The organism is Xanthomonas cucurbitae (genome assembly GCF_002939885.1).
Classification (GTDB): Bacteria; Pseudomonadota; Gammaproteobacteria; order Xanthomonadales; family Xanthomonadaceae; genus Xanthomonas; species Xanthomonas cucurbitae.
On record NZ_MDED01000016.1, the window covers coordinates 56,208 to 68,227 of the forward strand.

10 protein-coding genes and 1 pseudogene are annotated in these 12,020 nt (G+C 65.3%); 3 read left to right on the forward strand and 8 right to left on the reverse strand.

Annotation, left to right across the window (positions count from 1 at the left end; genetic code table 11):
• Window positions 1–74 precede the first annotated feature (74 nt).
• The 5 genes from XcuCFBP2542_RS10265 to XcuCFBP2542_RS10285 all read right to left on the reverse strand — a co-directional run bounded on the left by XcuCFBP2542_RS10265 (window position 75) and on the right by XcuCFBP2542_RS10285 (window position 2,624).
• Window positions 75–302 (reverse strand): hypothetical protein, encoded by a 228-nt coding sequence (locus XcuCFBP2542_RS10265; protein ID WP_104603476.1) that lies wholly within the window; start codon window positions 300–302, stop codon window positions 75–77.
• The gene (locus tag XcuCFBP2542_RS10270; protein WP_167526795.1) at window positions 283–732 is read right to left on the reverse strand and encodes a 3-dehydroquinate dehydratase; all 450 of its coding nucleotides are present in this window, start codon (window positions 730–732) and stop codon (window positions 283–285) included. Before XcuCFBP2542_RS10270 ends, XcuCFBP2542_RS10265 begins: the two co-directional genes overlap by 20 nt.
• Before the next feature lie 10 nt (window positions 733–742).
• Window positions 743–1,168 carry a hypothetical protein gene (locus XcuCFBP2542_RS10275; RefSeq protein WP_104603477.1) on the reverse strand — a complete coding sequence of 142 codons (426 nt, stop codon included), beginning with the start codon at window positions 1,166–1,168 and terminating at the stop codon, window positions 743–745.
• Window positions 1,169–1,518: 350 nt separating this feature from the next.
• Window positions 1,519–2,370 (reverse strand): DUF7687 domain-containing protein, encoded by an 852-nt coding sequence (locus XcuCFBP2542_RS10280; RefSeq protein ID WP_104603478.1) that lies wholly within the window; start codon window positions 2,368–2,370, stop codon window positions 1,519–1,521.
• Between the two features lie 17 nt (window positions 2,371–2,387).
• The gene (locus XcuCFBP2542_RS10285) at window positions 2,388–2,624 is read right to left on the reverse strand and encodes a helix-turn-helix domain-containing protein (protein ID WP_104603479.1); all 237 of its coding nucleotides are present in this window, start codon (window positions 2,622–2,624) and stop codon (window positions 2,388–2,390) included.
• 57 nt (window positions 2,625–2,681) lie between these two features.
• Here XcuCFBP2542_RS10285 and XcuCFBP2542_RS10290 point away from each other — a divergent pair, with 57 nt between their 5' ends.
• Entirely contained in the window at window positions 2,682–3,554 is an 873-nt protein-coding gene (locus XcuCFBP2542_RS10290; protein WP_104603480.1) for a DNA adenine methylase, read from the forward strand.
• A gap of 81 nt (window positions 3,555–3,635) precedes the next feature.
• Here the strand turns inward: XcuCFBP2542_RS10290 and trhA are convergent, their stop codons facing one another.
• Window positions 3,636–4,298 carry a PAQR family membrane homeostasis protein TrhA gene (gene trhA / locus XcuCFBP2542_RS10295; protein ID WP_167526794.1) on the reverse strand — a complete coding sequence of 221 codons (663 nt, stop codon included), beginning with the start codon at window positions 4,296–4,298 and terminating at the stop codon, window positions 3,636–3,638.
• Between the two features lie 172 nt (window positions 4,299–4,470).
• Between trhA and XcuCFBP2542_RS10300 the strand changes: the two genes are divergently transcribed.
• Window positions 4,471–6,966: a DEAD/DEAH box helicase gene (locus XcuCFBP2542_RS10300; RefSeq protein WP_167526793.1), complete on the forward strand. Its 2,496-nt coding sequence runs from the start codon at window positions 4,471–4,473 to the stop codon at window positions 6,964–6,966.
• Entirely contained in the window at window positions 6,963–8,447 is a 1,485-nt protein-coding gene (locus XcuCFBP2542_RS10305; RefSeq protein WP_104603481.1) for a ribonuclease H-like domain-containing protein, read from the forward strand. The genes XcuCFBP2542_RS10300 and XcuCFBP2542_RS10305 overlap by 4 nt, the downstream gene beginning before the upstream one ends.
• Window positions 8,448–8,526: 79 nt before the next feature.
• On the opposite strand, the gene avrBs2 is transcribed toward XcuCFBP2542_RS10305, so the two are convergent.
• Both avrBs2 and XcuCFBP2542_RS10315 read right to left on the reverse strand, forming a co-directional pair.
• Window positions 8,527–10,677, reverse strand: a complete 2,151-nt coding sequence (avrBs2, locus tag XcuCFBP2542_RS10310; RefSeq protein ID WP_104603482.1) for a type III secretion system effector avirulence protein AvrBs2 — start codon at window positions 10,675–10,677, stop codon at window positions 8,527–8,529.
• A gap of 140 nt (window positions 10,678–10,817) precedes the next feature.
• Window positions 10,818–11,975 (reverse strand): annotated as a pseudogene (locus XcuCFBP2542_RS10315) (ROK family protein).
• Window positions 11,976–12,020: the final 45 nt, after the last annotated feature.

The window sequence follows — 12,020 nt, forward strand, 5'->3', positions numbered from 1 at the left end:
GTGCCGCCCGTTCCGCGCTGCAATGGCGTGTGGGCGGTGTGGGTGCCGGCGCCGCCGGCAGCCCTGCATGGCCACTACAACCGGGTGACCTGGCACAGCCGGATCTGCCCGGCTTCCAGTCCATGGGCCTCGGCGGCACGGCGGCGCAGGGCGCAGACCAGGCCCGCCGCATCCAGCTCGCCGTCGGCAGGCACTTGCACGCTGTGCGCCAGCTGCCCCCACAGCACGGCCCGGCCATCGCAATACCCCTCGTAATCGGCGAAGTAATGCAGTTGACGCGGCTCAGGTACCGACGTGGACATCGCCCTGGATCTCCGTGCAGCCAAGGTGTTCCAACGCGATCTCCAGCCCGAGCAGATAGCTCTGCGCGCAGTAGCCGCGTACGGTGGCGATGCAATGCGGCAACCCGGCCGGCAGGCAGCGTTCCGGCCTGTCGGCACTGTCGTCGTGGGTCTCCACGTAGGGATACGGCAGCGCGCCCAGCACCCGGTGCAGGCGCGGGCTATCCACGCAACTGCCTGGATCGATCAACGCGATCTCCATCCGCGCCTGGCCAGCCACGCGCAAGGCATCCAGCAATTCCTGCTCCGAGCCGCAGGCACGCAACGCCACCGTCCTGCCCGCATCCCCGGCGCATTCCACCAATTGCCGGATTACCGCGCGCGGCAACGGCTGCGGACCACGGACCAACGGCAACGATGCCTCCGGCCCACGCACGATCATGATCGACATGGCGGCGCCCTCAGGCCGCCACGCGCAGCGGCGCGTGCAACGACGGTAGGCAACGCGCCGCGATCCCCAGCGACATCGCATAGGCACGCGAGGCATCGTGCGGGGCGATCACCACCGCCAACGGCGCATGCTGCGGGTGCAGCCAGGGCTCCAGCTCCTGCGCCGCATCGGTATGCAGCTCGATATACGGCGTGGGCAGCGCATCCACCGCCGCACGCAGCGCCCTGGCGCAGCCACGCTCGGACAGGGGCAGATCGCCCGAATCCAGCAGCACCAGCTCTACCTCGGCATCACCGCCGGCCGCCTGCAGGCCGGCAATCAGGGTTTCCACATCGCTGCACGCCAGCGTGCGCAACGCACGGCCGGCACAGTCGGCCTGCATTGGCGCCGATGGCGCCGGATCAGTCTGCGGGCCTTGCAAAATCAGGATACACATCGTGTTTGGCTCAACGCACCGTAGTGCGGGGAGGCCAAGGTAGGCCCGGGTGGCATAAAGGAGCTATCGGCACCACGGCCTGCCAGCATAAAGAGTTCGTAAGGACTGGCAGCCAGGCCCTATCGCGAAGGTGGAGTCCGCTTCACGCCACGGCAACATGACGCAGGGAAATCAGCAGCCGGCTATCAACGCGTCTTCGAACGTGGGCATCGCTGTGGGAAGCACCCCAATGGCCAGCGTCCTGCGAGCAGCTTCCCATCAATAAACGGCAATGTTCTTTTGAGTGATTCTTGCAGGCAGACGATTAGCCGTGCCAGTGCACTCGATTCCCGCGACTGCACGTCGAAGCATCATGACGAACGAGCGGCATTCAACCATTCGCGTGCCAGTGCCGGTATGCGCTCCACGACCTCGCGACCAAAGATCACTTCGGAGACCAGGCCCATGTTGAGCATGTCGATGATGCGACAGAGATAGGATTTTCCACACACCCACCAGGTGTAGTGCGAGTCCACGATCAAGATATGGTCCGCGCGCACCCCTTCGTTCTTTTCCAGATCATCAAGCTCCAGGCCATCCAGTAGCGTCTCGTAGACACCATCTGCCACGCGGCTGCCGAAGGTAGTGGTGTAGTAATACTCCTTGATTTCCCAGACCGCTATGGGATTGACGGTCGAAGGAAACGCGCCATCGACGCGGCGTGCCAGCGTGCGTAGCGGGATGCCATTGCGGGTGAATGTCGTCAGCTGACGTGGGTCGTAGTCGCACGCTACATCGCCGATGACTTCGTGCACCAGCATGTTGACCAAACCCGTCAGGAAGGCGGGTGCAGCCATTGCGCCCTTCTGTTTGTTCATGGGAAGTGGAACGAAACGCAGCGGATTGACGCGCGCATTTACTTCCCAATAGAGTGCGCTGGCATCCGCTGCATTCATGAGATTGGGCCGTACCGTGTTGTTGAGCACATCGGCGCGATAGGCAAAATAACGGTGCAGTGTTTCCCCCAGTTCCGTTGCACAGCCATTGCGCAGCACCAGCGCGGGGCTGAGCCTCAGGTCGGTCAACGCAGTCGCCATCTGCTCGACACGATGGATCTTCACCGTTCCAGAACCCTTGAGCGCTCCGCGCGCTACGCGGTTCGTGTATCCCAGCTGTTCCGATAGTGTGCGAACCAGCGCCCAGAACGCCTGCGGCTGCCGCATGAATTCTGGATTGCCTCTCACTGCTCTCCCTTCTCGAACAATGCAATGAAATCATGGAGGCCGACGCCAAGAACGCGGCACAGCTCCATCAACTCAACGAAGTCCACGCGGCGTTCGCCGCTTTCGTACTTGCTGACGTAGGATTGCGGCTTGCCGAGAGCGCTGGCGACGTCGGTCTGGGTCAGATCGGACTGGATCCGCAGATCGCGAAGCAGTCGAGCAAGCAGCGCGTAGCGGTCTATGGGCGTCGTCATCGGCGGCACTCTAGAGCCGAGTTGCCAACTATCCCAATTCAGGATATTCTTGCCGGCATGAATCAGCTCACCCGCCCACCCATGCCAGAGCGCCATGCGTTCAAGGGCCAACTCCTGAAATGGGTCGGTAACAAGCAGCGATTCGCCGAAGAGTTGATTTCTTACTTTCCAGCGAACTTCAACACCTTCGTTGAACCGTTCATCGGTAGTGGCGCCGTGCTGGCGACGCTGGCCCCCGAACGCGCGATCGCTGGCGATGTCTTCGGGCCGCTGATTGAAATCTGGACGACGCTGAAAGACGATCCGCAGCGGTTGGTCGCCTGGTACCAGGAGCGACATGCCCTCATTGAGGACATGGGCAAGATTCCGGCCTACAAGTCTGTCCTGGCTTCGTACAACCGCGCCGCCAATGGTGCTGATCTGCTGTTCCTGTCGCGCACCTGCTATGGCGGAGTGATTCGCTTCAGAAAATCCGACGGCTTCATGTCCACACCGTGTGGCCCGCATCGACCGATGCCGCCCGCTAATTTCGCGAGCCGCGCACATACCTGGCATCAGCGGATCAAGGGTACGCGATTCCACCACGCGGACTATCGCGAACTGATGCAGCGCGCCAAACCGGGCGACTTGGTGTACTGCGATCCGCCCTATGTGGATTCGCAGTCCATCTTGTACGGTGCGCAAGGCTTTCGATTGCCTGAGTTGTTCGAGGCCATTGCAGCGTGCAAGCGGCGTGGGGTCTATGTGGCCTTGAGCATCGATGGGACCAAGAAGTCCGGCAACAATGTCGTGCAGATTGATCCGCCAGCCGGTCTGTTCAAGCGCGAGGCCTTGGTCAACTGTGGCCGGTCCATGCTGCGCAGATTCCAGATGGACGGCCAAACGCTGGAGTCTGAACTGGTCGCCGACCGTCTACTGCTGACTTACTGATCCATCGCGCGCCATGGTCGGCCGGGGCCAAACCACTGAGCGATGACGCGCACGCATGGCCGCTGTGGGAGTGGAATCGCCCTATACGCCCACCACCGGCCGCAGGCACAGCCAGATGGCGCACCAGTGCGACAACGCGCCGCCCAAGACGTGGGCGTGCCAGATGGCGCGGTTGTAGACCATGGACTTGCGCACATAGAAGCCCACGCCCACGGTGTAGAACGCACCGCCGGCAACGATGAGCCACAACACCGCGCTGTCCAGCCCGGCGATCATCTGGTTGATCACCACGACGCCCGCCCAGCCCAGCAGCAGGTAGATCGCCACCCAGAAGCCCTTGGCGATGCCGGGCAGGCACAGCTTGGCGAACACGCCGAACAACGCCACGCTCCACACCGTCAGGATCATGGCCCAGCGCCAGGCACCATCGAGCGCGACCAGGAAGAACGGGGTGTACGAACCGGCGATCATCACGAAGATGCCGGCATGGTCGAACTTGCGCAACATCGGCTGGCGCAATGGCGGGGCGAAGTTGTACGCCGCCGAGCAGGCGAACATCACCAGCAGGCCCAGCGCGTAGACGCAGGTGGCCAGCAGCAGGGTCTGGTTGGCATGCGCGCGCCAGATCATCCAGGCGCCACCGACGATGGCCAGGAACAGACCGGCAGCGTGCACGATCACATCCGCACGGCGGGCAGCGGGAGTCTGGTAATGCGGAACGAGGGCGCTGGGGGGCACGGGCACGGTGGGTCTTGGAGAGGGGGAACCCACAGCCTGCAGGTTGGGCATGACGCTGTGGGGTCCACAGCATACCCGCTTGCTGAATTGGCTCAGTGACACGGGCTCGCCCATTCGGGCCGTGTCTCATACCCTGAGACACCTCCCCTGTCTCATGCTCCTCTTTGGGAGCCGCCGTATGCCTCCGTTTGCCCTCGCTCCCCGTACCGAAACCGCCGAACGCGCCCTGGCCACCACCGATGGTCGGCCCAGCCGCGACGGCGCACTGCTCACCCAGCGCCTGGAACGGCGCTACCACGACCGCATCACCGGCAGCTTCACCCTCCCCGGGCGCGAAGGCAGCTACGCACCGATCCCGGAAGATGTGCCGGCCGCCTTGGCCGATGCACTGCGTGCGCGCGGTATCGGCCAGCTCTACAGCCATCAGGCCGACGCCTGGGCAGCAAGCCAGCGTGGCGAGCATGTGGCGATCGTGACGCCTACCGCCTCTGGCAAATCGCTGTGCTACACGCTGCCGGTGGTGAGCGCAGCGATGACCAGTGGCGCCAAGGCGCTGTACCTGTTCCCGACCAAAGCGCTGGCGCAGGATCAGGTGGCCGAGCTGCTGGAGCTCAACCGCGCCGGCGAGCTCGGGGTGAAGGCCTTCACCTTCGACGGCGATACGCCTGGCGATGCGCGGCAGGCGATCCGCCTGCATGGCGACATCGTGGTGAGCAACCCGGACATGCTGCACCAGGCCATCCTGCCGCATCACACCAAGTGGGCGCAGTTCTTCGAGAACCTGCGCTATGTGGTGATCGACGAGATCCACACCTATCGCGGGGTGTTCGGTAGCCATGTCACCAACGTGCTGCGGCGGCTCAAGCGCATTTGCGCGTTCTACGGCGCCAGCCCGCAGTTCATCCTGTGCTCGGCCACCATCGGCAACCCGCACGCGCACGCGCAGGCCTTGATCGAAGAGCGCGTGCATGCCATCACCAAGTCCGGCGCGCCCACCGGCGACAAGCATGTGCTGTTGTGGAACCCACCGGTGGTCAATGCCGATCTCGGCCTGCGCGCTTCGGCGCGTTCGCAGAGCAACCGCATTGCACGTATCGCCATCAAGAGTGGGTTGAAGACGCTGGTGTTCGCGCAGACACGCTTGATGGTGGAAGTGCTGACCAAATATTTGAAAGACATCTTCGACCACGACCCGCGCAAGCCGCCACGCATTCGCGCCTACCGCGGTGGCTACCTGCCCACCGAACGCCGCGAGGTGGAACGCGCGATGCGCGCCGGCACCATCGACGGCATCATTTCGACTTCTGCGCTGGAACTGGGCGTGGATATCGGCGCGCTGGACGTGGTGATCCTCAATGGCTACCCCGGCAGCGTGGCGGCCACCTGGCAGCGCTTCGGCCGCGCCGGGCGGCGCCAGCAGCCGGCGCTGGGCGTGTTGGTGGCCAGCTCGCAACCGTTGGACCAGTACGTGGTGCGGCACCCGGATTTCTTTGCCGATGCCTCGCCCGAACATGCGCGCATTGCGCCAGACCAGCCGCTGATCCTGTTCGACCACATCCGCTGCGCGGCGTTCGAATTGCCGTTCATTGCCAGCGAACCATTCGGCCCGATCGACCCGCTGGTGTTCCTGGAAGCGCTGGCTGAAAGCGAAGTCGTCCACCAGGAAGGCGACCGCTGGGAATGGATTGCCGACAGCTACCCGGCCAACGCGGTGAGCCTGCGCTCGGTGGCCGACGGCAACTTCGTGGTGGTGGACAAGAGCGACGGCAAGCAGCAGATCATCGCCGAGGTGGATTATTCGGCCGCCGCGCTCACCCTGTACGAAGGCGCCATCCACATGGTGCAAAGCACGCCGTATCAAGTGGAGCGGCTGGATTGGGAAGGCCGCAAGGCCTATGTCACGCGCACGCATGTGGACTACTACACCGACAGCATCGACTACACCAAGCTGAAAGTGCTGGACCGCTTCGAAGGCAGCCTGGCCGGGCGTGGCGACTGCCATCATGGCGAAGTGCATGTGGTGCGGCGCGTCTCCGGCTACAAGAAGATCCGCTACTACACGCACGAAAACATCGGCTACGGCCCGGTGAACCTGCCCGACCAGGAGCTGCACACCACGGCGGTGTGGTGGCAGTTGCCGCAGGCCACGCTGGGCAAGGCATTCGCCTCCAGGCAGGATGCATTGGATGGATTTTTAGGGGCGGCGTATGCGCTGCATGTGGTGGCGACGGTGGCGGTGATGGCCGATGCGCGCGACCTGCAAAAAGCGGTGGGCAATGGCGACGGCGCCTGGTTTGCGGTGGCCGACCAGACCGGGCGCGGGCAATTGCGCGGCGTGGAAGAAGGCGAGCAAGGCGCGGTGGAACTGCAGCAGGCCTTCGTGCCCACGGTGTACCTGTACGACAACTTCCCCGGCGGCGTGGGCTTGAGCGAGCCGCTGTGGCTGCGCCAGGCCGAGCTGCTGCAGCGCGCGGACGAACTGGTGCGTCGCTGCGACTGCACGGCCGGCTGCCCGGCCTGCGTCGGCCCGGTGCTGGCCGCGCACGAGCAAGGCAAGGGCGAATCGCCCAAGTCGCTGGCGTTGACCGTGCTGGCGCTGTTGTTCGATGCCGATGCGCCGCTACGCCATGCCACCCAGGCCGATGACGACCTGGCGCTGGATGTAGGTGCATGAGCGTGAGTGCGGACCGCCTGCGGTTGTTGCGGCGTCAGGCCGGGCACGCCTATGTGCCGGCGGCGGTTGCAGATAGCGGTGCAGTGGATGGTGCGGATGGGTGCGCTGCGGTTGATGCGGATGGCGATACACACCCGATGCGCTCGGCAGTGGTCGGCCAAACCTCTGCTGATGCGGTGGGTGCGGATGCTGTTGCAGGCGATGTGCGCGCGCGTGCCGCACGTGAGATGCCTGCCACGGCGCAGCCGCCGATGCCTGGCAGCGATCCTGGGCTGAGCGCAGAACGTTTGCGCCTGCTACGCCGTCAGGTCGGCGGGCTGACGCCCACGGCGCACAAGGACACTGCGGTGATGCCCACGCGTGCGCAACGTCAGCCGGCGTCGGGTGCTGCTGCATCTGTCTCGCGCGCTGTGCCGCGCGAGACTGCGGTACGAAGCGCGCCGTCGGGCAGTGTGGATGCCGTCCGTGCAGCGCGTACCCAGCCCGCAACACCGGCCACGACACGCCGCGCCTTGCAGGCGCCGGTGGTGGCACCGCATGCACGCGATAGCTCGGCGTTTGCCTGGGTGGACCACGAGGTCCGCCACAAGCCGGCCGGCGCGGCGGCCGATGCGGCAGCGCGCGTGCCGGCGATGCGCGCGACACCTGCTGTGCCCACCGCCATCCCGGCACCCCAGCGGCACACCGACATCGCCGGCCTGCGCAAGATGATCGGCCTGCGCGAACGCGCGGTGTCGGCGCACACGCCGGTACGCACGCCATCGACCGACCGGCATCTGCCCGGCAGCGAGATCGCACCTGGCTTGCACCTGATCGAAGCCTTCCTGCCACAGCCGATCCCATGCCAGGCGCTATCGCTGGCCTTCGCCAAGCGCGAGGACGCAGTGGACCCGCTGGACCTGCTGTTCTTCGACACCGAAACCACCGGGCTGGCCGGTGGCACCGGCACGCGTGCCTTCATGATCGGCGTGGCGCAGTGGTGCACGGATACCGTACAAGGCACCGGGCTGGGCGTGCGGCAACTGATGATGTCCACGATGGCGGCAGAAAGCGCGATGCTGGACCTGTTCCGCAGCTGGCTAACGCCACAGACGGTGTTGTCCAGTTACAACGGCCGATGCTACGACGCCCCGCTACTCAAGACGCGCTACCGGCTGGCGCGGCGCGGCGATCCGCTGTCCGCGCTGGACCATGTCGACCTGTTGTTCCCCACCCGCCGCCGGTACCGCGGCACCTGGGAGAACTGCAAGCTGTCCACCATCGAGCGGCAACTGTTGCGCGTGGTCCGCGAAGACGACCTGCCCGGCTCCGAGGCGCCGGCCGCCTGGCTGAGCTATCTGCGCGGCGGCAGCGCGCGCAACCTGCGCCGCGTGGCCGAGCACAACCACCAGGACGTGGTGACGCTATCGCTGCTGCTGCAACGCCTGGTGGCGGTGGAGGCGCAGGAGCGCGAGGCGATCGCGTTGATGGAGACACCGTAACGTTGGGCGCGGCGCTGGCACGGCGTGGCCCCGCATGCCGCCGTGTCAGGCTGCGGCTGCGCAGGATCACGTGCCACTGTCACAGCTCCGGCTCGGTCTGTCTGGCTTGCTCATTGAGGTAATGGGTCACCGGTGCACCACGGTACTGATCGGTCAGTCGCCCAAAGGATTCGGCGCGTGCATCCACCGCCTGCCTGGCTGCGGTGTCGTACGCGCGTTCTGCCGAGCGATCCAGAAGGCGGCCTTCGCGCACTGCCGCCACATGAGCCGGGTCTGCGGGCCTGGAGGAGGCGCGGAATTCGACGGTGCGCTGCTCCACGATCGCCGCATCGCGTGCGGTATCGATGGGGGTCTCGGGCGGCAGGTCCAGTTCCATGCCGGTGTGACCACGCGCCAGCGTGCGGTTTTCCAGCAGCGCCAGTAGTTCTTCGTCGGGCTGGTCGGTCAGCAGGCTTTCGCCGGCATCGCGAAAGGCGCCGGCGGTGGTGCGCTGGATCCCGAAGGCTTCGTCGCTCAGCTTCTGCATCTCGCCGAAGTTGCGCCAGACGTAATAGTCCTTGTCGTGGTTGGCGCGCGGCAGTGAGAAATCCTCATACCGATAGCCTGACGAAAACGCCGCCTGCGCGTAGGACGAGTCCGGCTGGCGCAGGCGTGTGCGTGTCAGCTCCATGGCCTTGCCCGCAGCGCTCTGCTGATCGGTGGCCACCGCCTCCACGATGACCGGGCGCATCTTGTTCCAGCTTTCCAGCCACTGGACCGCCGTATCGGCCAGTCCCTCCGGGCCATCGTCCTTGCCCGGGAAGAACTCGCGCAGCTGCGCGTCGGCGAGCATGCCCTGGCTGAAGACCGGCACCACATTGATCTTGGCCAGCAGGCGATCGAGCGCGGCCCGGCGTGGCGCATCCTGGGAGTGCAGCGGATTGATCTGATAGTGCTTGTAAAGATTGGACAAAAATTGATCGAATCCACCCGTGTAGTACTTGGCATAGAGCTTGATCGCGGCCCCCTGGCACAGATCCGGCCGGCGCATCAGCAGCATCGCCACCGCCTCGGCGGTATCTTCCTTGCAATCCAGCGCCACCGACATCGCCTCCGGCTTCTGCAGCGCATGCTCCAGTGCCTGCTCCACGGCGGCAATGGTCTGATCGGTCTTGATGAAGTCGCCATCGACCGGGTTGCGGATCACCAGCGGCATCTCGCGCAGCTGGGCGAACGGTACCTGCGAGACCAGCCTGTTCTGCGGATCGTCGGTCATGCGCCCAATGCTGAAGTCGTGCATCAAGACCGGCACGCCGTCGGCACTGACCTCGACATCCAGCTCCAGGTTGCGATACCCCTGTGCGTAGGCGCGATCGATGGCAGCCAGCGAGTTTTCCGGAATGCCGGCGTGGTTGTCGAACAGGCCCCGGTGCACCATCACGTCCTTGCCCAGAGCGCGCGTGCTGGGCGCCTGGAAGTACGCGTCGTGCACGAGCTCCTTGCGGTGCTTGCGCAAAAGCGCGTCCTTGCCGGCCACCAGACGATGGTCGTTGGCCTTGAAGAAGGCTGCGCCGCCGTCGCGCGCCGGTACCTCGTGTCCGTGGTAGCGCGCGGCTTGCTGCAACTTGCGACGCGGCTGCATGGGTGCGGTGGACTTCAGCCAGCCAGGTGTTTTCAGTCCATGGCCGGACAGATCCAGCGCCTTGCGCAACGCAGCGCGTGCTGCATCGCTGAAGGTGTCGTCAGGCGCAAACGCGCGCTGCAGATCGAAGATGATGCGGCCTTGATGCGCATCGACCAGCACCGGGCCCGCCGCTGCACGGGAGTGATCCGGCAAGTCGGCTGTCATTGCATCGAACGCGGCGGTATCCAGATACACCGGGTCCAGCGCTCCGGCGGCAAAGCGTGCCGCGATGCTGGCGGGCTTGGTCACCTTGCCGGCCTTTGCAAGCTGCCTGGCAAGCGTGCTTTGCGCGGCCTGCAAGGTGATCTGCCTTGCCTGCACTTCAACCAGGCGTTGCTCCGAAAACTCGCTGTCCAGTGCCACCAGTGCCTGCTTGCCGGTCATGGCGCTGTTGTCCAACGGCGCCAGTGGCGGTTGCATCAACGCCCGGCGACGCGGACGTGGACCTAGTGGCGGGTTGCCGCCGGGCACGTGCGGCACCTCCATCGGGGTGGTCGGGCTGGTGTGCGTCGGTGTTGCCAGCGCGGTGGTGGGCGTGGCAACTAGTTGCGAAGGAGCAATACGCATGACGATCTCGAGAGCACTGCGGGCTGTCAGTAAAGCGCTTGGCATATGACAATGCGCAACCGAGGCGAACTATGCCGCCACGATGCGAAACAATGCCCGCCGCAACGCCGGCACGCGCATCAGTTGGTCCACGGCCTGCGCTAGAACAGCGTTTCCTTGAACGGCAGCATGGCTGGGCCCAGCACCGTCGCATGTGCCTGCACCTGCCCGACCAGCAACGCCGGATACGGCAATGCGACGCCGCGCCGTGGCGCGGGTTCGAAGGCGATGCGTGCGACCAGCCGCTGCGCAAGATCTGCCGACAGACGCTCGCCGAAGACGATGACACGCGGGTCGATCAACGCGATGACCGCCGCCACCGCCTGGGTCACTGTGGGTTGCACCTCATCCAACCAGGCGTCGACCTGCGGCCATGCCGGATCGTCGTGCTGCAGCATGGTGTGCAGGTGCGGCCGCACATGGCCATCGGCGACCAGCGCCTGGCGCAGGCTTTCCAGCGTTGGCCGCGCGCTGCCGATGATGGCCGAGATACGCTCCATTTCGCCAACATTGCCGTGTGTGTGCCGCAGCGCACCTTACCGGCGGCGATCACACCTGCGGCAAACCCATCGGCGATCGTCAGATAGACCAGATCCGGCAATTGGCGGCCGACTCCGTACAAAGTTTCGGCCAGGGCGGCGCAATGGGCGTCGTTGTCCATCCAGACCGGCAACTGCAGCGGTCGGCGATGAACCGGCCCAGCTCCACCTGCATCCAATCGGCGGCCAGCGTGAGCGGCGGATTGACCCGCGTGCCGTCGCCGATGCGCGGGCCAGTCATGCTGACCCCCACCCCGAATAGCGGCCGCCGGTCCGCACCGGCGGCCTGCAGCAACTGCTCCACCAGTTCCGGCAGCCACGCCGCGACCCGTTCCAGCGTCAGCGGGAACGCGGTGAGCTGGCGCATGCCGCGCATCTGCCCGGCGAAGTCGATCAGCACCATCGCGATGCCATCGACCATCAACGACACTCCCACGCTGTACGCGTAGTCGGGCACCAAACTCAACTGGACGCTGGGTTGGCCGCGACCTCGCCGCAGCAACGGGCCGAGCTGGAGCAGCCCATGTACAACCAGCAGGTCGATGATGCCCTTGGTGCCAGGAACGCTGAGCCCGCTGGCGCGCGGCAGATCGGCACGCGCCACCTGGCCGGCGTGCGGATCAGACCCAGCAACGCGCGCTCCCTGGAACCGGCTGCCTGCCCGTCGCTGCGGCGGCGGTAACGCGAACGGATAGCCGCGCTGGCGAAGAATGAAGACATGGGACAGCAAAAGGACCAGTGTTGTCACATAAGTTTAAATTAAGC